Origin of the sequence: Bradyrhizobium sp., from assembly GCF_027307225.1 — a bacterium.
Lineage (GTDB): Bacteria > Pseudomonadota > Alphaproteobacteria > Rhizobiales > Xanthobacteraceae > Bradyrhizobium.
Genome location: NZ_DAHUXJ010000049.1, coordinates 23589 through 46623, shown reverse-complemented (window position 1 = coordinate 46623; position 23035 = coordinate 23589). Strand labels below are relative to the sequence as shown.

The 23035-nt window shown below is 60.2% G+C and carries 18 protein-coding genes; 10 read left to right on the top strand and 8 right to left on the bottom strand.

Features of this window, described 5'->3' with window-relative positions:
• The first annotated feature begins 356 nt into the window (after positions 1-356).
• From M6D32_RS08190 to M6D32_RS08180, 3 genes are all read left to right on the top strand, one after another.
• Positions 357-914 (top strand): Mpo1-like protein, encoded by a 558-nt coding sequence (locus tag M6D32_RS08190; protein ID WP_298255142.1) that lies wholly within the window; start codon positions 357-359, stop codon positions 912-914.
• The gene (locus tag M6D32_RS08185; RefSeq protein ID WP_298255140.1) at positions 911-1897 is read left to right on the top strand and encodes an NAD-dependent epimerase/dehydratase family protein; all 987 of its coding nucleotides are present in this window, start codon (positions 911-913) and stop codon (positions 1895-1897) included. Before M6D32_RS08190 ends, M6D32_RS08185 begins: the two co-directional genes overlap by 4 nt.
• Before the next feature lie 238 nt (positions 1898-2135).
• Positions 2136-2753, top strand: coding sequence for an isoprenylcysteine carboxylmethyltransferase family protein (locus M6D32_RS08180; RefSeq protein ID WP_298255138.1), 618 nt, complete (start codon positions 2136-2138; stop codon positions 2751-2753).
• 32 nt (positions 2754-2785) lie between these two features.
• Here the strand turns inward: M6D32_RS08180 and M6D32_RS08175 are convergent, their stop codons facing one another.
• The 5 genes from M6D32_RS08175 to M6D32_RS08155 all read right to left on the bottom strand — a co-directional run bounded on the left by M6D32_RS08175 (position 2786) and on the right by M6D32_RS08155 (position 10502).
• Complete coding sequence (locus tag M6D32_RS08175; protein ID WP_298255136.1) at positions 2786-3712, bottom strand: alpha/beta fold hydrolase; 927 nt, start codon at positions 3710-3712, stop codon at positions 2786-2788.
• Positions 3713-3914: 202 nt separating this feature from the next.
• Positions 3915-4601: a hypothetical protein gene (locus M6D32_RS08170; RefSeq protein ID WP_298255134.1), complete on the bottom strand. Its 687-nt coding sequence runs from the start codon at positions 4599-4601 to the stop codon at positions 3915-3917.
• Between the two features lie 227 nt (positions 4602-4828).
• Positions 4829-6025 carry an ABC transporter substrate-binding protein gene (locus M6D32_RS08165; RefSeq protein WP_298255132.1) on the bottom strand — a complete coding sequence of 399 codons (1197 nt, stop codon included), beginning with the start codon at positions 6023-6025 and terminating at the stop codon, positions 4829-4831.
• 161 nt (positions 6026-6186) lie between these two features.
• Positions 6187-9345: a multidrug efflux RND transporter permease subunit gene (locus tag M6D32_RS08160; protein WP_298255128.1), complete on the bottom strand. Its 3159-nt coding sequence runs from the start codon at positions 9343-9345 to the stop codon at positions 6187-6189.
• Entirely contained in the window at positions 9342-10502 is a 1161-nt protein-coding gene (locus M6D32_RS08155) for an efflux RND transporter periplasmic adaptor subunit (protein ID WP_298255200.1), read from the bottom strand. The genes M6D32_RS08160 and M6D32_RS08155 overlap by 4 nt, the downstream gene beginning before the upstream one ends.
• 617 nt (positions 10503-11119) lie before the next feature.
• On the opposite strand from M6D32_RS08155, the gene M6D32_RS08150 reads away from it, so the two are divergent.
• The 4 genes from M6D32_RS08150 (at position 11120) to uraD (ending at position 14335) form a co-directional block, all read left to right on the top strand.
• On the top strand, positions 11120-12670 hold the full coding sequence (locus M6D32_RS08150; protein ID WP_298255126.1) for an AMP-binding protein: 1551 nt from the start codon (positions 11120-11122) through the stop codon (positions 12668-12670).
• 126 nt (positions 12671-12796) lie between these two features.
• Positions 12797-13153 (top strand): hypothetical protein, encoded by a 357-nt coding sequence (locus M6D32_RS08145; protein ID WP_298255124.1) that lies wholly within the window; start codon positions 12797-12799, stop codon positions 13151-13153.
• 164 nt (positions 13154-13317) lie between these two features.
• Positions 13318-13719, top strand: a complete 402-nt coding sequence (uraH, locus tag M6D32_RS08140) for a hydroxyisourate hydrolase (RefSeq protein WP_298255198.1) — start codon at positions 13318-13320, stop codon at positions 13717-13719.
• A 31-nt stretch (positions 13720-13750) separates the two neighbouring features.
• Positions 13751-14335, top strand: a complete 585-nt coding sequence (uraD, locus tag M6D32_RS08135) for a 2-oxo-4-hydroxy-4-carboxy-5-ureidoimidazoline decarboxylase (RefSeq protein WP_298255122.1) — start codon at positions 13751-13753, stop codon at positions 14333-14335.
• 14 nt (positions 14336-14349) lie between these two features.
• On the opposite strand, the gene M6D32_RS08130 is transcribed toward uraD, so the two are convergent.
• Positions 14350-15006, bottom strand: a complete 657-nt coding sequence (locus tag M6D32_RS08130) for a glutathione S-transferase family protein (RefSeq protein ID WP_298255120.1) — start codon at positions 15004-15006, stop codon at positions 14350-14352.
• A gap of 143 nt (positions 15007-15149) precedes the next feature.
• Here M6D32_RS08130 and M6D32_RS08125 point away from each other — a divergent pair, with 143 nt between their 5' ends.
• Positions 15150-15866, top strand: coding sequence for a DUF1614 domain-containing protein (locus M6D32_RS08125; protein ID WP_298255118.1), 717 nt, complete (start codon positions 15150-15152; stop codon positions 15864-15866).
• Positions 15867-16009: 143 nt separating this feature from the next.
• Positions 16010-18193, top strand: a complete 2184-nt coding sequence (locus M6D32_RS08120; protein ID WP_298255115.1) for an acetate--CoA ligase family protein — start codon at positions 16010-16012, stop codon at positions 18191-18193.
• Between the two features lie 66 nt (positions 18194-18259).
• Here the strand turns inward: M6D32_RS08120 and M6D32_RS08115 are convergent, their stop codons facing one another.
• Both M6D32_RS08115 and M6D32_RS08110 read right to left on the bottom strand, forming a co-directional pair.
• Positions 18260-19642 (bottom strand): aspartate aminotransferase family protein, encoded by a 1383-nt coding sequence (locus M6D32_RS08115; RefSeq protein WP_298255113.1) that lies wholly within the window; start codon positions 19640-19642, stop codon positions 18260-18262.
• A gap of 33 nt (positions 19643-19675) precedes the next feature.
• A complete protein-coding gene (locus tag M6D32_RS08110) occupies positions 19676-20854 on the bottom strand; it encodes a GNAT family N-acetyltransferase (RefSeq protein ID WP_298255111.1) in 1179 nt (392 codons plus the stop codon).
• Positions 20855-21769: 915 nt separating this feature from the next.
• Here M6D32_RS08110 and M6D32_RS08105 point away from each other — a divergent pair.
• A complete protein-coding gene (locus M6D32_RS08105) occupies positions 21770-23023 on the top strand; it encodes an ABC transporter substrate-binding protein (protein ID WP_298255109.1) in 1254 nt (417 codons plus the stop codon).
• Positions 23024-23035: the final 12 nt, after the last annotated feature.

Below are 23035 nucleotides of genomic sequence, written 5' to 3'. Positions count from 1 at the left end.
AGGTCGCGAAGTATTGAACCTATCAATGAATTGAAATATTTCCGTGCGATTTCAGGCCCGGACCGCTATTTGACTTCAGAGATACCCCAAGTTTAACTAGTGCGGTGAATTTGAAGTTCCTATCAGTTTCGCGGTGACCTCGTCATAGGAACTTCAAATTCTAAACCGCACTAGAATCAAATAATTGGCTAGTGCTCCTTTGATTCCGAAGTTCGTAAACGCGGAGCCGCAATATGATACGAACTTCGGAATCGGAGCACTAGTTATCATACCAGGGCCCACAGCCTCATTTGATGACATCAGCGCCTGAGTGCTTTTGCGCGACGGCCGCAGCGAGCCGCATACGAGCCCCATAGATGAATGACATTTTCAAGCGCCAGCTTGCCGATTACGTGGAATATCATCGCAACCCCTGGAACGGGGTGATGCACGTGCTCGGCATTTTGACATTGTTTTTTGCCGCCATTCTTCCGCTCAACCTGGTTTCGGTTCATGTGCTCGGCGTGCAGACGACGCTGGCGCCGATCCTGGCATTGCCGGTATTGATTTATTGGCTGTTGCTCGACGCTGCGCTTGGAACAGCCATCATCGGTTGTGCGATTATCCTGTTCGCTGTCGCCACGCTCGTCGTGCACCACGCGAGCATCCTCACGGTGTGGGCCGTGACGTTGCCTTTGATCGCCATCGGCATCGGCTTCCAGATCGTCGGTCATCGCTTCTTCGAACAGCGCCAGCCCGCTTTGGTCGATAACCCCTCGCACTTCCTGCTCGGGCCGATGTTTGTGATGACGAAGCTGTTTATCGCACTCGGGTTCCGGCCCGACCTGGCGGCGATTATCCAGAGCGAACCGCGGCAGGCGCAACGCGGGGCTTCGTCTTTCACCGAGGAAAGTCAGCCGCTGCCACGTTCATGACCAAGACACTCATCACGGGCGGCACAGGCTTCATCGGACAGCACCTTGTATCGGCGCTTGTGGCGGGCGGCCGAGAGGTGCGGGTGCTCGATCGCCGCGCGCCGATTTGCGCCACACCTGGCGTTGAATACGTGTCGGGTTCGGTGCTGGATGCGGGTCTCGTCGGCGAAACCCTGCGCGACGCCGATGAGGTCTATCATCTCGCCGGTCTTCCGGGCATGTGGATGCCGAACAAGGGCGACTTCCACGCCGTTAATTTTCAGGGAACGGAAGTTGTCATCGCCGCGGCCCGCAAACGCGGCGTCGCACGCTTCCTGCATTGCTCGACCGAATCCATCCTGTTCCGGCCGGCCTCGATGCAACAAGACAGCGGCGAGCGCAGCCTTTTGCCGCCAGAGCAGATGCCGGGCGTCTACACCCGCTCGAAGATGCTGGCAGAACAGTCGGCGGCACAGGCCGCAGCGGACGGATTTCCACTCGTCATCGGCACACCGACGATGCCGATCGGTCCGCACGATCACAACCTGACGCCTCCCACCGCGATGCTGCGCCAATTCCTGCACGGGCGAGTTCAGATGTATCTCGATTTCATCGTCAACATGGTGGATGTTCGCGATGTCGCCACCGGGTTGATCCTGACGATGGAGCGCGGGCAAACCGGCCAGCGCTATATTCTCGGCGGTGAAAGCGTGTCGCTGAAGAAGATCCTGCAGCTGATGGCTGACATCAGCGGGCGGCGCACGCTGGCCGTTCCGGTCCCCGGCCGGATTGCGGAAGCAGCCGCGGGCATGCTGGAATTCGTCGCAGATCACATCACGCACAAACCACCATCCGGCACGGCCGAGGGTGTGCGGATCGCGCTGCGGGCAACCGAATTATCGGTCAAGAAAGCACAGGACGAACTCGGCTATGCGCCACGGCCGATCGAGCCGGCGTTGCGCGATACCATTACTTACCTGCTCCGCGAGCCCAAACTCGCTTGAGGGCCTAAGCCGTTCCCCTGGCTTGATTTTTTCCACAATTGCCTTTGCGCGCCAATCGGGAATATAAGGCTGGCGTGGCGACCCTGACGTTCCTTTTAATGCCGCCGCGAGTTCTTTGAAGGAATGTCAGAGTCAAAGCACGCCAGAATTATATAGTTCCCAGCGTCCCCGTGGTTCTGACATTCGCAATAAGTGGACGCCTCGACGGGATACAAATGTCAGAACCGGGACGCTAGCCATGATGAATTCGATTGTCGCTTTCGTGTGGAGCGGTTGGACCGCGACCTGGCCCAGCGCCTTGTTGGCATTGATCTGGGCAGCCTGGCTTTTGAGCTGGTTCATAGGCGCATTCTTTTCCGGTCGAACCGAGAAGCACGTCAGGACCTGGGACTCGCGGGCCTATCGATTTCCCATTCTGGCCGGCGCGATCCTGCTGACGCCGTGGACCGCGAAAGTGCTCGGGGAGAAGCCGCTCTGGGATGTCGGCACCGGGGGCACCTATATACTTGCCGTCCTGACTGCCGCCGGCTGCCTTTTCACCTGGTGGGCTCGCATCCATCTCGGACGCTTCTGGTCAAATGCGATCACGCGCAAGGAAGACCATCGCGTCATCGACACCGGACCTTACGGATTGGTCCGTCATCCGATCTACACCGGGCTGATCGGCGCGATGATCGCGACCGGCGTTGCGGTTGGAACGGCGACCGCGTTGCTCGGCACAGCCCTGATCGCCATCGGCCTCTGGCAAAAAGCACGCATGGAGGAAGGCTTCCTCAGCGAGGAACTCGGTGCGGATGCCTACGGCCCCTATTGCCGCCGCGTTCCGATGCTGGTGCCTTTCCTGCCGCAGCGCTGACGGCGGCAGTAAGCGCTTAATTCCGGCTGCGCTCAGCGCTTTGCGGGCGCCCGCACCGACGCCTCGACCACCGGTTCGAGGTGACGCGGGACGACGACACGCTCGCCCGGAACCAGCGGCGTGCGCTCGGCGCCCCTGTTGATCTGCATGACCGACCAGAGCGGAACGTGGTAAGCGGTCGCGATCGACTGCAAGGTGTCTCCCGGACGGGCAAACACCGCCGTGCCGCTGTCCCAGAGCTCGATGTCCGCTTTCGCGGGAACGACGAAGCGAACGGGAACGGTGTTGTCGCCATCGGCCTTTGCCGCGGCGAGTTGAACAACCTTGGTCACGAGCTGCTGCTGGACCGTGTCCTGCTTCTCGATATTGATGTGCGTTACTTCGTCGTGCAGCGAAAGATCGTAGCTTGCATAGTGGCCGCGGTATCCCGGCTTGGGTTTGACGTCGCCGCCACCGAGCACGCTCTTTGACAGGAAGATGTTGATGAAGCGATCGACATTGAGGGGCACGTCAGGCGTCACATGGGCGGGGTCGATGGCAACGACGAGGTCCGCTCTGATCCCCTCGCCTTCCAGAATCTCGGCAAATTTCAGCGCACAGAAGCCGCCCATCGAATGCCCGATCAGAACGATCGGCGCCGGGTTTTCGCGATATTCGTGAATCGCCTGCGCGGCGATCAGACGGCAAATAGTGAATTCGTAGACGTTGGCGGTGATGCCGGCCTCTTCGAGCCGTTCGGTGATACGGTCGATCCCACGCGAGAAAAACGGACCCAGCGCACCACGGAACAGATAAGCACGCGGACGCGGCGCGACGCTTGGGGGCGGCGGCGATATAACGGCTTCGGTTGCGGCAGCCGTTACGGGATCCGCGGCCGCTGAACCAAGATTGCCACCTGACAGCGAGAGCAGGCACAGCGCTCCGGCAAGGACCGCCATACGCCGTGCCGGATTGATCATGCGATTCACTAGCTGTCCTGACGCTGGAAGCCCCTGATGGATCGCCAGGATCGGCGTCGCCAAAGGGCGGGAAGACGCAAGTCCATGCGCGCTTCCCGCCCTTTTGTGAGGCCGAATTGGTGGAATTGTGGCGACTTCGGCAACCCCGGAGGCATCGCTCATGCCGCAGCCGGCCCCTGCCGCCCATGGGCGCTGGTTGGATTTAATGCACGACGCGAGGTGCTGCGGAAACTTCCCTCGCCCGGCCGCCGAACACCACCGAATCGATGTCCACGATCACCTTCCGCTGCATGATCGCGTTCTTATCGATGGTGATGTGCCCGACACCCGGAACGTTCTGCACATTCACATTGTCGAGTTCGCCATGCATTCCTCGCGCGCGCGCCACCGGCTCTCCGTTACCGTTGCCGATGTAGTAGTTGATATAACGCCCGACGCGGCCGTTCAGGCTGGTGCGAAATACCGAATCGAGACCGATCACGAGCCTCACTGGAACGCCAAGCTGATTGAGACGGTCCACCATATCGGGCAGCACGGTCGCGCCGGAAGAATGCCCCACCAAAATGACCGTCTTGACCTTTCCGCTGCGATAGTCGGCTGCGACCTCGTCGGCGACCACCGACCAACCGAGATAGTTGGTCACGTCGACCGGGATGCCCTGGGCTTCCAGTTGCGATGCGATGCTATCCAGGCCGAGCGAAAAAATATTGAGCACGCCGCGCAGCATGTAGACTTTCGCGCCATTGGCGGGCTGTGCCGACACCGCCCGGCTTGCCATTGAGGGAATCGGAAGAGCAAGCAGCAGCAACGCCACCGCGACGGGCTTCCACCATCGTCCGGGCAAGCCGGACATGCTGAAAAATTTCAAGTAACCGCCGGATGACGTCATGGCTTTCCCTCGGATCAATGAAGTGGCCGGAACCTAGCCCCGGCATGCTCGCATCTGCAACAAAAACAGCGGTGACGGCCGCCATTTAATCTGCGTTTCGTGTCCCGCCTGCAACACCAACGGTTCCGCCGGCACCTCCCCCGACGCTTGAGCGCTTTTGCGGATGCCCTAAAAAACGCGGCGCCAAATGGCGCCGCGTCACATCGCCGCAATAACAGCAGCGTCGATTACTTCGTCAGTGGGCAGCCGCTTTCCTTGGCCGTGAAGAACGCCTTGTCGCCGGGCACCACCGCGAGCTGCTTGTAATAGTCCCAGGGCTTCTTCGATTCCGACGGCTTCTTGACCTCGAACAGATAGAGGTCATGCACCATGCGGCCGTTTGCGAGCACCTTGCCATTATCCGTAAAGGCGTCGTTGACCGGAAGCTCCTTGAGCTTCTTGACGACAGCGTCCGAATCCTTGGTACCGGCGGCCTTCACCGCTTTCAGATACTGCAGTGTCGCCGAGTAGGTCCCGGCATGGATCATGCTGGGCATGCGGCCGGTTCGCTTGAAGAAGCGTTCCGAGAACGCACGCGTCCTGTCGTTCTGGTCCCAGTAGAAACCTTCCGTGAGCACCAGGCCCTGGGCCGCTTCAAGTCCCAGGCCGTGAACCTCGGAGATCGTCATCAAGAGCGCTGCAAGTTTCTGGCCGCCTCTGACGATGCCGAATTCTGCCGCCTGCTTGATCGAATTGGTGGTGTCGAGTCCGGCATTGGCAAGCCCGATGATCTTGGCCTTGGAGCTCTGCGCCTGCAGCAGGAACGAGGAGAAGTCCGACGAGTTCAGCGGGACACGGACGGCGCCCAGCACCTTGCCGCCGTTTTCCTTGACGATATCGCTGGTGTCCTTCTCGAGCGAGTAGCCGAACGCGTAGTCGGCGGTCAAAAAGAACCAGGTGTCGCCACCCGCTCTAGCCAGCGCACCGCCGGTGCCGACCGCAAGTGAGCGCGTGTCATAGGCCCAATGGAAGCCGTAAGGCGTGCAGGCATCGCCGGTGATACGCGAACTTGCGGCGCCCACCACGATGTCGATCTTCTTCTTTTCCTTCGTGAGCTCTTGTACCGCGAGCGCAACTGACGACGTCGTGAGCTCGGTGATCATGTCGACGCCTTCGACATCGTACCACCGCCGCGCGATGCTGACGGCAAGGTCCGGCTTGTTCTGATGGTCGGCGGTGACCAGTTCGATTTTATGGCCGAGCACTTCGCCACCGAAATCCTCGATCGCCATCCTGGCGGCTTCGACCGAGTATTTGCCGCCGTAGTCGGCGTAAACGCCGGACTGGTCGTTCAAGATGCCGATCTTGACGCCTTGCGCCAACGCCGGCGCCGCGATCAACAGGCCGCAAGCCGCGACGGCTGCCGGAAGTAGATTAAGTCTCATGCGATCACCCCTGATTATTATTGTAGTGGATGCTAATTCATTCCACCGGCAGCATATTTTATAACCTTTGCCGTGCCCACCCGTTTGGGATGCACCAAAAGTAGGGTCGCAAGGGCACGCGCGCTGCGGCAAGCGCCGCGTCTTTTTTCCGGAATGCAGGGTCAGCTCATCAAAACCGGCTTTTTCGGTCCCGACCGATCCGCGAGGTTGCGCACCACCACATAGAAGATCGGCGTGAACACGAGCCCGAACAGCGTGACACCGAGCATGCCAAAGAACACCGCCACGCCAACCGCCTGGCGCATTTCCGATCCCGAACCGGTCGAGACGACCAGCGGCAGCACGCCGAGAATGAAGGCGAACGAGGTCATCAGGATCGGACGCAGCCGAAGCCGGCAAGCCTCGATCACCGCCTCCATGCGTGGCCGGCCCTCGAGCTCGATGTCGCGCGCGAACTCGACGATCAGGATGGCGTTTTTCGCGGCGAGGCCGACCAACACGACGAAGCCGATCTGCGTGAGGATGTTGACGTCCTGTCCCATGATCCGCACCCCGAGCGTCGCCGCCAGAAGGCACATCGGCACGATCAGGATGACCGAGAACGGCAGGCTCCAGCTGCCATACTGCGCCGCCAGAACCAGGAATACGAACAGAACGCAAATCGGGAAAACGTAAAGGCCCGAATTGGCGCCATTGACCTGCTGGTAGGACAAATCAGTCCAGTCGTAGAAGAAGCCGCTCGGCAGGGTCTGGTCTGCGAGATGCTTCATGAGTTCAATGGCGCCGGCCGAGCTCGTTCCCGGCGCCGGCTCGCCCTGAAGTTCGGAAGCCGGATATAGATTGTAGCGTGCAACCCGGTCGGGGCCCGAAACATCGCGGAAGTCGACGACGCTGCCCAGCATCACCATGTTGCCGGACGCGTTGCGGGTGCGTAGCCGCGCGAGATCGGCGGCCTCCTTGCGAAACGGGAGATCTGCCTGCGCGGTGACGTGATAGGTGCGGCCGAGGATGTTGAAGTCGTTGACGTAGGTCGATCCGAAATAGGTCTCGATGGCGTCCGTCACGCTCTGAATCGGGACGCCGAGCTTCTGCGCCTTGATGCGATCGATGTCGACGAAGACCTGAGGCGTGTTGGCAGTGTAAGGCGAGAACACCGACGTCAGCCCCGGCGTCTTGCGTGCCGCTGCCACGAGTTCGTCGGTCGCGGCCGCAAGCAATTCCGGACCGCGGCCCTGCCGGTCCTCGATGCGCATGGCAAAGCCGCCGCCAGTGCCGATGCCCGGAATCGACGGCGGAGGAATGACGATGATGAACGCGCCCTCGATCACCGAAAGCCGCTTGCGCAAGTCGCCGATGATTCTGGCCGCGGTCAAACCCTTCTTCAGGCGAGCTTCGGGCTCGTCGAACACCGGAAACAGCGCCGCGGCATTGCTCGCCTGCGTGCGTGTGGCGCCGGAAAGGCCGGCAAACGAAGCGACGCGGACGATGCCGGGCGTATCGAGCGCGATCCGTTCGATTTCGCGCACGACCTCGGTGGTGCGCGCCAGTGAAGCGGCGCCCGGCAATTGCGCCGAGACGATGATGTAGCCACGGTCCTGCGCCGGGACAAAGCCTTGCGGCGTTGTCGCGAGCAGCCAGCCGGCGCTTCCGATGAGCGCCAGATAGACCAGCAGCATCACCGACGAGTGCCGGATCACGAACGAGGCAGTGCTGGCGTAACCGTGGGAGAGCCAGTCGAAGCCGCGGTTGAAAACACCGCTGAATGCCTCCCAACCGCGCGCGACCACGTTCCAGCGCGCCGGCTCCCGCTTTTCTTCATGCGCGACCAGGATCTGCGAGGCCAGCGCCGGCGACAAGGTCAGCGAACAGAAGCACGAAATCGCCGTTGCGACCGCGATCGTAACGGCGAATTGCTGGAAGAACAGCCCGGAAACCCCGCCGAGAAATGCGGTCGGCACGAACACGGCACACAGCACGAGCGCGATCGACACCAGCGCGCCGCCGACCTCCTGCATGGTGCGCAGCGCCGCATCGCGCTTGCTCAAGCCATCGCGCAGATGCCGCTCGACATTTTCCACCACCACGATCGCGTCGTCGACCACGATACCGACCGCAAGCACAAGACCGAACAAGGTGAGATTGTTGATGGCAAAACCGAGCGCAGCCATCGCCGCGAACGTCCCGACCAGCGACACCGGGATCGCGATGATCGGAATGATCGCCGGCCGCCATCCTTGCAGAAACACCAGAACGACGATGACGACCAGAATCATCGCCTCGTAGATCGTCTTGATCAGCTCGCTGACGGATTGCGCGATGAATTCGGTCGGGTTGTAGCCGATATTGTAGTCAAGCCCCTTCGGAAAATTGGCCTTGAGGCGGGCCATCGTGTCGGAAATACGTTTCGCCGTGGCCAGCGCATTAGATCCCGGACGCTGGGTAACGAGCATCGCGACCGCGCTCTTGCGCAACAGAAAACTGTTGGTGGTGTAGTCGAGCGCGCCGAGTTCGATCCGCGCCACATCGCGCAGCCGAACCGTACGGCCATCGCTGCCGGCTTTGACCAGAATGTCTTCGAACTGCCTGATGTCCTTCAGCCGTCCGGTGAAAGTCAGATTGGGCTGGAAGGCGCGGTCGGCGATCGGAGGCCCCGCCAGCTCGCCGCCGGCAATCTGCAAATTCTGCGACCTAATCGCGGTCAGCACGTCGCCGGCCGTCAAGCCCAGATTGGCGATCTTGTCGGGATCGAGCCACAGCCGCATCGAGTAGTCGCGCGCGCCAAAGATCTGGATGTCGCCGATGCCATCCAGCCGGAGCAGCTGGTCGCGCACCTGAAGCAGCGCATAGTTGCTGATATAGAGCTGGTCGAAGGTGTCGTCGGGCGACAACATGAAGACGACCATCAGGATGTCGGGGCTGTTCTTGCGCGTCACCACACCGTTGCGCTGAACCTCCTCAGGCAATTGCGGCGTCGCGATCGCGACGCGGTTCTGGACCAGCACCTGCGCCTTGTCGAGATCGGTGCCGAGCTTGAACGTGACGGTGATCGTGAGCTGACCGTTCGAGGTGGCCTGGCTGTAGAGGTAGAGCATGTCCTCGACGCCGTTGATCTGCTGTTCGATGGGAGCTGCAACGGTGTCGGACACGGTTTGCGCCGAGGCGCCCGGATATTGGGTGGTGACCACCACGGTCGGCGGCACCACTTGCGGATATTCGGCAACCGGCAGCGTCGTATAGGCGATCGCGCCAACGATCAGCAGCACGATGGACAGAACCATCGCCAGGATCGGCCGGTTGACGGAAAGCGCCCCGAGATTCATGTCTTGTTACCTACGGGCTTGGCCTCGTGCGGCGTGACCTTCGCGCCAACCCGCACGCGCTGCAATCCATCGACCACCACGCGGTCTTCGGGCTGGAGCCCTTCGCGGACCACCCGCAGGCCCTGGTCGAGCGGTCCGAGCACGACGGGCCTCGCCTCGACCATGTTGTCGTCCTTGACCACGAACAGGATCTTGCGCGCCTGATCGGTCGCGACAGCCGTATCCGGCACCAGCAACGCCTCATACGGCGCGCTCGCGATCAGGCGAACGCGGCCGAATTGTCCGGGCAGAATCGACATATCCTTGTTCGGGATCACCGCACGGCCGCGCAGCGTACCGGTCGAAACATCGAGCTGGTTGTCAAGGAAATCGACGGTGCCCTTGTGCGACGGCTTGGCCTCGCCGGTCAGCGTCACCTCGACCGGGTTGGGATTATCGCGCGAGCTCGGACGTTTGCCCTCGAACCAGAGCCGGTTGTATTTGAGATAGGTCGCTTCATCGATATCGAAATAGATGTAGATCGGATCGAGCGAGACGATCGACGTCAACAGCGTCGAATTGCCTTCGCTGCCCTGGACCAGATTGCCGATATCGACCAGGTGCCGGCTGACCCGGCCGTCGATCGGCGCCTTGACGTGGGTGAATTCGACATTGAGCTGGGCCGCCTTGAGCACGCCTTCGGCCTGCAACTCGGCCGCCCTCGCCGCCTGCAGCGCCTGACGCCGCTGGTCGACCGTGGACTCCGCTACATTTTGCGACTGCTGCAGCGTCAGCGCGCGATCCAGCTCCCGCTTGGCCAGTTCGACCTTGGCGCGCGCATCCGACAACTGACCATCGGCCTGCGTGGCGACGGCCTCGAACGGCCTTGCATCGATCAGGTACAAGAGATCGCCGGTCTTGACGAAGGCGCCATCACGGAACTCGACGTCCGTGATGAAGCCGCCAACGCGAGCCCGCACCTGCACCTGCTGGACCGCATCGAAACGCCCCGTGAATTCGTCCCAGTCGGTGACGGTTCGTTTGACGGGCTGGGCGACAGTGACGGGCGGCGCCGGCGGGGCGGCAGCTTGCGCCGCCTGCTTTTGTTCGCAACCCGAAACAAGCCCGGCGAGAACGATAAGGATCGGGATCGGGGACAGGCTGTAAAACGATCGCATATCGGCCATTCGAACCGGACGCGTCGATTGCTCACTCGCGCTCAATTCTTCCTCCTGTCGACGACGGTTGCAACCAGCCGAGGTAATCCAGATATGCGACAACACCAAGAAGAGACCGCCGATAATCTGTTCATGCAACGACCGGGATCAAGCGAAATCGGTCGCACCCGCCCCTCCAAAAAAGCAGGCGCGCAGTCACTCGACCGCAGAAGTTCCCGCGCGATTGAAGGGGCGATCTTGGCCATCTCGGCATGCAAATGAACCGGCTGTGGTCAGAGGTGACTACTTCGCTGCGCGATCCCGGGACAACTGGCCGATTATCCGGGGCGGCATTTTCGGCGGGCGGCTGGGATGAAGACGGCGATATCGGTAAGGCACATGCTCCTCGTTTGCGCGGCCGCCGCTCCAAGTGAGCGCTCAAGCCGATCGATCAGCATGAAGCGAGGCGCAATACGCATGCAACTTTTGACGATGGCGGTGGTGACGCCGCCTCCCTGCTCCGCTAACATCCCCCAAAACAACGAATGAAAATTGTCCGGGAGGACGACGCGCACGGCCGGCAAGTCGCCGCGCCATCAGCGTCTGTTTGACCGGCCTTACGGGGAGTCGCTCGAACGATGTTTACCGGCAAGCACGCTCATCTTCGTCCACTTCAGCCCGCCTTCATCATGGCGAACTCCGGCGAGTCCGTGAGCTATGCCGAGCTCGAGGCGCGCACCAACCGCCTCGCGCATCTGTTTCGCAACCGCGGCATGAAGCGGCTCGACCATTATGCGATCTACATGGAGAACAACAGCCGCTACCTGGAAGTCTGCGGCGCGGGCGAGAAGGCCGGCCTCTATTTCACCTGCGTCAATTGCTATCTGACGGCGGCGGAACTCGCCTATATCGTCAACAACAGCCAATCCCGCATTCTCATCACTTCCGTCGCCAAGCTCGACGTCGCGCGCGAGGCGCTCAAGGAATGCCCGAAGATCGAGCTCTGCATCGTGGCGGACGGCGCAGTCGAAAGCGACGGTATCGTCGGGTTGAAGGAAGCCACCGCAGGACTTCCCAAAACACCGATCGCGGATCAATCGATCGGCACGGCGATGCTTTATTCGTCGGGCACCACGGGGCGGCCAAAAGGCATTTTGCGCCCGCTGGCGGAACAACCGCCCTCGGAGCAATTGCCGCTGTTCGATTTCCTGCAAAAGCTCTGGCAGTACCGCGAGGGCATGATCTATCTGTCGCCGGCGCCACTCTATCACTCGGCGCCGCAAGCCGCGGTCAACCTCACGATCCGGATGGGCGGCACCGTCATCATCATGGAGAGTTTTGATCCGCAACGTTATCTCGAGCTGGTCGAGCAATGGGGCGTGACCCACAGCCAGCTTGTTCCGACCATGTTTTCACGCATGCTGAAGCTGCCCGAAGGGGTGCGCTCCCGCTACGATCTGTCGTCTCTTGAGATCGCCGTTCACGCCGCCGCTCCCTGCCCGGCCGCTGTCAAGGAAGACATGATCAAATGGTGGGGACCGATCATTCACGAATATTACGGCGCCACCGGAGGTCTTGGCTTTACCGCCTGCAACTCCGCCGAGTGGCTCGCCCATCGCGGCACGGTGGGCAAGGTTCTGCTGGGTGACCTTCACGTCCTTGATGAGAATATGAAGCCCTGCCCGCTCGGCACACCGGGCACGGTCTGGTTCAAGACCGCGAGCGCCTTCGAGTATTTCAACGATCCCGACAAAACGCGTGAGGCGCGCTCGGCGGACGGCAGCATGAGCACCGTGGGGGATGTCGGCTATGTCGACAAAGACGGCTATCTTTACCTGACCGATCGCGCGACCTTCATGATCATCTCGGGCGGCGTGAACATCTATCCGCAGGAATGCGAAAATCTGCTGATCACCCATCCGAAGATCGCCGACGCCGCGGTATTCGGTGTGCCCAATGCGGATCTGGGCGAAGAAGTCAAAGCGGTGGTACAGCCGATGCCGGGGGTGAAGCCTTGTGCCGAACTCGCCGAGGAGCTGATCGGCTTCTGCAGCCAGTCGCTGTCGCGCCAGAAGGTGCCTCGCTCGATCGATTTCGAGGAGCAACTGCCCCGACTGCCGACGGGCAAACTCTACAAGCGGCTGTTGCGCGACCGCTATTGGGGCAACAAGACCTCGCGGATCGTGTGAGAAGGCCCGGACACCGCCGGCGCAACGTGCCGGCATGCGAAACCTTTTTTAGATGTGGACTTCGCTCACGCCGTCGTTGATTGCCCATCGGCTTTTTGCTGAGATGTTTTCGGGCTGAGGTGCGGCATGACGTGGAAGAACGAACGCGATCTTCTCATCGCGCAGACCATGGCGTTTGTGCAGTCGGTGACCGGGAAAACGGCATATCCCGAACGCCCGCTCGAAACGCCGCGTCCATCGGAACCGGCAAATCATCCTGCGATCGTTGAACAACGTCCGGTGGACGTTCTTCCCGCTCGCCTGACCCCGGTAAGCCACGGCGACTTGCGTGACGAAATCCGCCGAAGGGTGGATGCCTTCCGCGCCCGCCAGCAGGCTTTCGACCGCGAACGCCACGAATATTGCAACGCGATGATGGCGAAGGTTCGCGCTGCACGCGAAGTGGCCGCAAAGACCGGTGATAATCCGACGCCCGAACGCTGACTGCCAATCTGTCCTCGACCACCGTCAACGCAGGAAATGCCTTGCGTGGTGTGGTTTTTGCAGCGCTAAATTGGATCACCCCGCGTATCGCTGGATGGGGCAACTGATGGAGCAGGACGATGACAGGACTTAACCGACGAGGTCTGTTGGGAGCGGGCTCGGCCATGTTGGCGTTCGCAGCGCTTGGCAACAGGACCGCGCTGGCCGCCGGAACGCCTGGATTGACCACCCACGTTCTGGATACGGCGAACGGCAAGCCCGGCGAGGGCATCAAGATCGAGTTCAGCGAACTTGAGGGCGACACCTACAAGCTGCTCAAGACGGTGCACACCAATGCGGACGGCCGCAACGCCGAACCTCTGATGACGCCGGAGAACATGAAGACCGGCAAATTTCAGCTGGTATTTTATGTCGGCGAGTACTTCGCCAAGCTCGGTACCCAGCTGCCCAACCCGCCCTTCCTGGAAAAGGCGGTCATCCAGTTTGGCATCGCCGACGCCAAGTCGCATTATCACGTGCCGATCCTGGTCGCGCCCTGGAGCTACACGACGTACCGCGGTAGCTGATACCCCGCACGCAGGCGAAAGGACGTTGAGCATGATCGGTCGCATCTCGCTTGCTGCCTCGCTGATTTGTGCGCTGCTGCTCGGGCCGGCGGCGTTTGCCGGCCCGGTCGACATGGCGCCGATCAACGCCATGGACCGCGCCGCCTTCGTCGTGAAGTTCGGCGGCATCTTCGAGAAATCGCCGTGGGTTGCGGAGAAGGCCTGGGAGAAACGTCCGTTTGCCAGCCCCGACGATATGCATGCTGCGATGGTTGCCGTGGCGAAGGATGCTCCGGCAACCAAGCAGCTTGCCTTGTTGCAAAGTCACCCCGATCTGGCCGGCAAGGAAGCCAAGGCCGGAACAATGACGGCCTCGTCGGTTGCCGAGCAGGCGAGCGCCGGGCTCGACTCGCTGCCGCCGGCCGAATTCGCCGAATTGTCGCGCCTCAACGCCGCCTATAAGGCAAAATTCGGATTTCCCTTCATCATCGCGGTGAAGATGTATACCAAGGAAGGGATCTTCTTCGAGTTCAAGCGGCGGTTGCAGAACGACACCCAGACCGAATTCGCCAACGACCTGCAGAACGTCTACCTGATCACGCGGCTGCGGCTGAACAAGCTACTGGATACGCACTGAGCGCTCGCAAGCCATCACGACCACGACGTGTCCGGGATTTTCTGCTGTTCGGCGGCCAGCGTTTCGGCCTTCACCGCCCGGCGGAAGCTGTCGCGCTCGCGCAACCGCTGCCAATAGCCAACAACGGCCGGCGTAAAATCCCCGGACAGGCCGAGACGCTCCGCCATTAGCAGCGCGTAGCCCACGGAAATATCGGCGGCGGTAAACCGGCCGCCGCACAACATGTCGCGATTTGCAACCGCAGCCTCGACCGCGCGCAGCCGGCCTAAGAACCACTTCGAATAGTCGGCCACGACCTGCGGATTGCGCCGCTCTTCCGGCTCGAGCCTCGAGTAACGCAGCACCAGCGTTTGCGGAAAAGTCAGCGTCGCTTCGCCGAAATGCAGCCAGTTGAGGTAACCGCCAAACTCGGGCTCGTCCGTACCGATCGCGAGCGGCGTAGGGCCATACTGCGTGACCAGATATTGAGCGATCGCCGCCGATTCCGTCATGCGGACGTCACCGTCGATGAGAAGCGGGATAGTGCCAAGCGGATTGAGCGCCAGATATTCCTTGGCGAACACCCGCGGCGGAAATGGCAGCATCTTGAGCTCATACTCGAGCCCGAGTTCTTCCAGCGCCCAAAGCGGACGAAACGAGCGCGCCGCCTTGCAATGATAAAGCGTGATCACCTTGCAAATCTCCCCTCGCCCCGACACTTTGCCGAAACTACCTTGCCACGATCGCAATCGAGCGAAGTTCGAGCCTTGCGATCCACCCGTCTGGTTCCCAACTTAATCCAGGGGCAACCGATATTGAACGGCTGAATTTCATCATGGGCTCCCAGATTCATTATCTGCCGCTGACGCCGGCCCTGTTTTCCGTCCTGGTGGTTCTGTTCATCGGACTGATCATCCTGATTCAGCTTCGGATCCTGCGCTACGCCTATATGAAGCTCGGCGTCGGACCGGGAGTCGCGCTGCTCCTGCTATTCGGCTCGCTGATCGGCAGCTACTTCAATATCCCGATCACGGTCCTGCCGGGACAGACGGTGAGATCGGGACAGGTCGTCGATTTCTTCGGCATGCAATATGTCGTACCGCTGGTGCAGCAATGGCCCGGCACCGTGCTTGCAGTCAATGTCGGCGGCGCCGTGATCCCGACGCTGATGTCGACCTATCTCGTGCTCCGCTACCAATTGTGGGGCAAGGCGGCGATTGCCGTTATCGCCATTGCCGTCATCATCCATATGATGGCAACCCCGGTGCACGGACTTGGCATTGCGGTGCCGGTGTTCGGACCCGTCATTGCGACGGCGATCCTGGCGTTCATTCTCTCCCGCGAATACGCCGCTCCGCTGGCCTATATTGGCGGCTCGATGGGAACATTGATCGGCGCGGATCTCTCCAATCTCGACAAGATTACCGGCCTCGGCGCGCCCGTCGCTTCCATCGGCGGCGCGGGGACGTTCGACGGCATCTTTCTCACCGGCATTCTGGCGGTACTGCTGGCGGGCATCGTCTCGCCAGCGCGGCCACGACCTGCCTGGTAGCAAGTCCAAACTGGTAGCAGGCCTGCATTCGCGCAACGCGAGTTGTCACCTGTGCCAACTATCAATAATAAGAAATCAAGTGGCCGGAGAACCGCCGAATTTCCGTCTCCGGGAAAAATCATCAGAGGCAGCGTTTAGGAAACATGGAAGCCCGTTCAGGAAATGCGGCCGGCAAATGGTCGCCGCCGTCCGATGCCAGCCGCGTCGTCCAGCAAATCCACGCCATGCTGCACCCGCGCAATATTGTCGTGGTCGGCGCGACGGATAAGCCAGGTAATTACGCCGAGCGCATCTGGAATAACCTGATCAAATACGGCTTCGGGGGCGGCCTCTATCCGGTCAACAGCAAGCGCGAAACCATCTGGGGAGTGCCCTGCTACAAGGATTTCGCCAGCCTGCCGGACAAGCCGGATCATGTGCTGGTGATGGTGCCGGCTCGCTTTGCAGTCCAGGTGGTCCGGGATGCCGCGGCGGCCGGCGCCCGTTCGGCGACGATCGTGACCTCCGGCTTCAGCGAATTGCAGGACGCGGAAAGCCAACGGCTCGCTGTCGAATTGCAGCAGGCGATCCGCGAAACCGGGCTTGCCGTCACCGGACCGAATTGCCTCGGCAATCTGAGCGCCGGCGAAAATCTCTTCACCAACATCGACGACCGCATCGTCACGATGAAAGCGGGTCCCGTTGCGATTGCCGGCCAGTCCGGCGCGATCGTGATGGCGATCCGTCAGGCGCTGGAAGATCGCGGCGTCGGCGTCGGCTACATGGTCACCACCGGCAACGAAGCTGGCCTGGAAACCACCGATCTGATGAACTATTTCGCGATCGATCCCTCGATCCGCGTCATCGTGGTCTACCTCGAAGGCGTGCGCAACACCAAGGCATTCCGCGAGGCCTGCAAGGCGGCGCGCGCCGCGGGCAAGCCGGTGATTGCGATCAAGCTCGGCGCTTCCGAAGGCGGCCGCGCCGCCGCGATGGCGCATACCGGCGCGCTCGCCGGCTCGATCGAAAGTTTTGACGCGATCTCCTCGCGCGAAGGCGTGATCCGCGCCCACGGGCTCGACGAACTCGTCGAAACCACCGAATGCTTCGTGCATGCCGCCGTGCCGCAGGGCTCGCGGCTTGCCGCCGTAAGCCTGTCCGGCGGCAAACGCGGGCTTCTGATCGATGCGTTCACCTCGGCAGGGCTCGATTTCGCGCCGCTCACTCAAACCGCCAGCGAAAAGCTCGCCAAAATGCTGGGGCCCGGGTCGATCGTCGGCAATCCGCTCGACGCCGGCTTTGCCGCGGTGGTCGATCCCTCCGTTTACATGCAGTCGATCAAGATCATGATCGACGATCCCGACACCGATATCGTCATCATCGACGCTGAATTGCCGAAGGCGCCGCATGAATTGCGCGAGCGGAACCTGCATCGCGTCAACGAAATGGCGGCGTCGGCCAATAAGCCCGTGATCTACATTTCGACGATGTCGATCGGCTTTACCGAATTCACCAAGGGCTTGCGCCAGTCGCTGCAGCATATTGCCGTGATGCAAGGGCTTGATCGCGCCGTCGGCGCCATCAAATCGCTGATCGAATATGCGCAGCTGCCCAGGAACGTCCCGGAAATTGCGTCAAGCTCGACTGCCTCGGCGCGGGCGACGCTGGAGCGCACGCTCAAGACCGCCAAGGGCGCGGCGCTCGACGAGGTCGCGTCGAAAAAACTGCTCAAGGCCTATGGCATTCCGATATCGAAGGAAGCGATCGCGCAGACTTCGACCGAAGCAGTGAAGATCGCGAAAAAAATCGGCTTTCCCGTCGTCGCCAAGGTGGTCAGCGCGGAGATCCTGCACAAATCCGATGTTGGTGGCGTGGTGCTCAACATCAACAGCGCCGCCGAAGTCAAAAAAGCCGTCGACCAGATCATGTCGCGGGTGAAAAAGCTCAAGAACAAGCCGAGGATCGACGGCATCCTGATCGCGCAGCAGGTCAAGGCCGATCTCGAACTGGTTGTCGGTAGTTCGCTCGATGCCGAGATGGGCCCGGTCATCCTGTTCGGCACCGGCGGCGTCGAGATCGAGCTGATGAGGGACGTGGCTTTGGCGGGCGCCCCTCTCGATGCGGTGGAAGCAAAGAAGCTGATTGGCCGCACCAAGGCCGGCGTCAGGCTGCGCGGCTACCGCGGCAAGCCGGCGCTGCATGAGGCTTCCGTCGTCAAGGCGCTCGTTGGCCTGTCCAACCTGATGATGGACGCAGGCAGCCGCATCGCCTCGATTGACGTTAATCCGTTTCTCCTCAACAGCCGCACGGGCGTCGCCGTCGACGGGCTGATCGTTCTCAACAATTAGAGCTCCGACTCCGAAGTTCGCGAGCAATCGCGGCAACCTCTAGAGCTGCGACGGCCCGGGTAATGATTATGTTTTCGACGGCATCGCATGGCCGACCAGGTTTTTTCCGAGCGACCATATAGCGCCAGGGACGCGGTGGCTTTCCGCGATGACGGAGTCAAAACCGTTCAAGATCCAATCACAGTCCGAATCGGAAATCACAAGTGCGGGCAAAAGCTTGATCGTGTGGCCGGCATGACTGGCGACTTGGCTCAGTATTTTATGCTCTTTGAAAAGCGGGATCGTAATGAGCTGGCTGAACAGACCCGTCCTCGCGGTCTCAAGGGCATGCCATGATGCCTTAAGTTTAAGCGATCTTGGTGGACCGAACTCGATACCAATCATCAATCCCTTGCCGCGTACCTCGCGCATAAACTCGTAACGCTGGGTCATTTCAGTAAAGGCGCGCAGCAAGCGTTCTCCGGTCTGCGCTGCCTTTTCGACCAACTGCTCCGATTTGAGTACATCCAGTGTCGCTATTCCGGCCGCCATTGCCAGGTCGTTTGTCCCGAATGTCGATCCGTGGGCTACTGCACGCTCCATGCGGTCGAAGACTTTGTCAAAAATCCATTTTCGGGTGAGAACTGCTCCAACCGGAACATGTCCACCCGACAGGGTTTTTGCAAGAAGAACCATATCCGGCTCGACGTCCCAGTATTCAACCGCAAGGAAGCGGCCGGTGCGGCCCAATCCAGTCTGCACTTCATCCGCGACGAACAAGGTGCCGTGGCGCCGGCAGAGATCCGCGGCAAGTCTGAGATAATCATCATCGGGGACGTTTACCCCTTTACCCTGGATCGGCTCGACGATGAATGCGGCAATAGTGCGCGAGTGAAGTGCCTTCTCAAGCGCAACAAGATCATTAAATGGAATGCGGACACTGTGAGGCAGCAAGGGCTCGAAGCCTTCGCGGAAAATCTCGTCGCCATTGAGAGACAGCGCACCATTGGTGAGACCGTGAAATGCATGCTCGCAGTACAGTATCCCGGGCCGGCCGGTTGCTGCTCGGGCAAATTTGATGGCTGCCTCGACTGTTTCCGATCCGGAATTTACGAAGCAGACCTTGTCGAGATACGGCACGTGCGCCAGTAATCGCTCGGCTAGAATTCCAGCCAACGTCGAAACATCCATTTGGACCAGATTGGGAAGATCGCTGTCGAGAACGCTTTTCAAGGCCTCACAAAGAGCGGGATGATTGCGCCCGATGGCAAAGACTCCAAAACCACTCAACAGGTCGAGATAACACTTGCCGTCTCGATCATAGAGATACTGGCCCTTGCCACTGCAAAAGCCAACGTCATAACCGATTGCTTTGAGCACCCGCACCATCTGCTCGTTGAGGTGGCGCCGATGCATCGCGTAATGATCATGTTCATGTAGCGCAAATAACTTGGCCATATCGCGGGTCATCAACGCCTCCAAATTGAAAAAAATGCAGGACCGTCACCAAAGTTCTTTGTAGTTAGGAAACAGCTTTAGTGTCGCGTCGTAGCGCACCGGCGCGATCCAGGGCAGCGCCATCCTGAATATTGCATTTGGAAGGGCCGACCTGTGGCGCACGTATAGATCAATTGGATCGAGTCGGTGCTTCATGTGCAGCTTCGGGTCATAATTCAGGCCGCTGCTGCGGAACCATCTATACTCTTTGCTGATCCCCCAACTGATCATGTCCCGAACGACATAGTGATACAGATGCAGGTCGAGCGCGACGGAGTAATCGAAGCCAACATACTCCGCATACAGCGAGTCTCCCTGCACCATGCAAAGGCTGAACGCTACCAGCGTGTTTCCGCGACGCCACGCGAAGAACCGGACCTTATCGCCCATTCGTTGGCCGAGCTGGCGGAAAAACTCCTTGGTGAGCTTCTCGAATCGCATCTTTGAACGTTTGAACACCTGCAGATAGAGCGGATAAATCTCATCGACGAAACTCGCCGCATCATCGGTGACGCTCAAGCGAATGTCCGCAATGTCGGCTGTCGCCTCGAGCTTCTTGCGCAACTTCCTTCGCGCTGAACTCTTCAGCGCCTTCGCCATGTAAGCTTCGAAGCTGTCATATCCTCCGATGTCGAGCATCGTCATCGGCATGCTTGGCGCGCGTGCGAAGCCGTGTTGCTCGAAGCAGCGGAGTACTTTGCGATAGCGAGAAGGGAACTCCTTCAACACTATCAGTTGCGCGTTGAGCGATCTCGCCTGCTCGACGATGCCGTTCGACAGGGTTTCCGCGACGATATTGACAGGCAGAGTGGCTGTGAGGTGAGCCTCTCCGGCGGAACAACCAATCATCAAACAGCGCAGCTTTAGGAACCGCGGATAGAATCGTCGGACGAGAGCAATCCAGTAAACCCGTTCAGCGCCAAGCCCTTCGAGAATATCCTGATCGATGAGAAAGAACGGTTGAACAGCCCGAATGTGGCCCCTGCTGTCAACAATCGCAAAATATCGGTGCTCGAATTGACCCCGGAGAGTATCGTCCAGGATCTCGTAATACCGATAGTCCTTTCGCTGGTCGGTGAAGGTAGAGGTCCAGGGCGAGCATCCGGAAAATTCTGCGCGCGACACAACGGAAACCGAGAACGACTCACGGGAGGCGTTCGAAATGCCGGGACCATCCGCGTTCATCTCTACCACCTCGCGAGGCTCATCGGAGCTATAACCCCATGCGGCGCCGATTATTTCCCGCCTCGGTGGAGGGCGCCCTGTCCCGGCAAGGAAAAAACATCAGCGCGGCAGTCAATAGCGGCGGTTACAAGCTATGGTCGCCGAGACGGAACTCTCTAGTGCCCACTTTCCGAAGTTCGTGCTCCATCGCAGCGCCCACCTTCACGAACTTCGGAAAGTCATGGGCTACTCACAAACTTATTGATTCTAGTACCGCTTTATCGATCTGAAGTCCCTGATCGAATTCGCCGCTTGTGGTGCAGGGACTTCAGATCGGCGGTACTAGTGCGGCGAATTTGAAGTTCCTGTCAGTTTCGCTGCGAGTTCGTCATAGGAACTTCAAATTCAAAGCCGCTACTCAAATCAATAAGTTGCTAGCGCTCCTTTGATTCCGAAGTTCGCATCGGAAGGGCAGCAACAGCTTGCGAACTTCGGAATCGGAGCTCTAGTTGTGGATTGGATTTGACATTCGCTACCAGCCTGGCCGCGGCGGCACTTACGGTGCCTGTGGTCGAAAGGCTCTCATCCGACGATGATTTCGCTTGCCGCCTATACGGCATCGCTGGCGTCTTAGCGCCATTTCGCCGCACCGCCCGATCGCACGCGATCGATGAACTGATCCGGAAAAGCCTTCATCGGCGGGCTTTCCCTGGCTGTCCGGCCCTCTACCCAGGCCCGGGAAATCGCCATCCAAACAATGATTTGGCCGCTAAACCGGTTTCTCCGGCGGCCGGCGCGACGCCCTACGCCGAAGGTTGCAGGGTTTTTGCCGGGTTGGTCGTTGGCAAGGACGCAGCGGAAAGTTACGCTCCCCTTTCTAAAGGCATCAAAGAATGCCTGACTTCAATGCATCAAACCGTTGTCGGGGAGGACAGCATGGGTACAGCGCGACGATCCTGGCCGGTCGATCGGCGGACTATTCTGCGGACAGGCGCCGCGCTTGCGGCAATGCAAGTTTCATCGCCGTTCATCATCAAAGCCCGTGGCGAAACGCTGGTGCGGATCGGAATGGTCGATCCGCTCACCGGCGTTTACGCGGCGATCGCACAGGGCGAAGTGGTCGGCGCCAAATTTGCCACCGAAGAAATCAATAAAAAGGGCGGCATCATGGGCCGCCAGGTCGAACTCCTCGTCGAGGATTCGGCCAATGACGTCGGCACCGGCGTCCAGAAGACACGGAAGCTGATCGAGCGCGATCAGGTCAGTTTCATCATTGGTGACGTCAATTCCGGTATCGCAATTGCGATGGCCCAGGTCACCAGCGAGAAGAAGATCCTTCATATCGTATCCGGAGGTCACACCGATCCGATCACCGGAACGAGCTGTACCTGGAACGTATTCCGGGTCTGCAATTCCACCGCAATGGATGCCAACGCCATCGCCTCCACACTGATGGAGAAATTTGGCAAGCGATGGTACTTTCTGACGCCGGATTACGCCTATGGCCACTCGGTCCAGGCCGGCTTCGAAAAGCTGCTGAAAGCTGCGGGCGGTACGTCCTCCGGGGCGCTGGTGCCGATCGGCACGGCGGATTATTCGGCCTACCTGATCCAGGCCAAGGCTTTCGCGCCGCAGGTCCTGATCAACGTCATGGGCGGCGGCGACCAGGTCTCGAGCCTCAAGCAATTCGTCCAGTTCGGCCTCGACAAGCAGATGGCGGTCGGCGGCACCTTGTTCGAACTCGAGAGTATTCGCGCTGTGCCGGACTCCGCGCGCATCGGATGGTGGACCATGGAATGGTGGTGGGATCAGCCGGGCGTTCCGCATGTCGCCGAATTCAACACCTCGATGAAAAAGATTACCGGCGCCTCTGCGACGGCCCGTAACTGGTTCGGCTATGCCTCGGTGCAGACGCTCGCAGCAATCGCAAACCAGGAGAAGACGTTGGATTCCGTGAAACTTTCCAGAGCGCTCGCGGGATTCAAGCTGCCGCCGGAAATCGCACTTCAGCCGGGCGCACCGGCCTTCCGCGAAGGCGACCACGAACTCATGAGCACCGTTTTTGTCGGCGAGGTCCACCCGCCAAAGGGCGACCCCGACAACATGTTCACCGTGCGTAACCCCGTGCCGGGAGAGAAAGCGGCGGGTCCTGCAGAGGCCACCGGCTGCAAGATACACTGGCCCGCCTGAGCTCGAAACTTG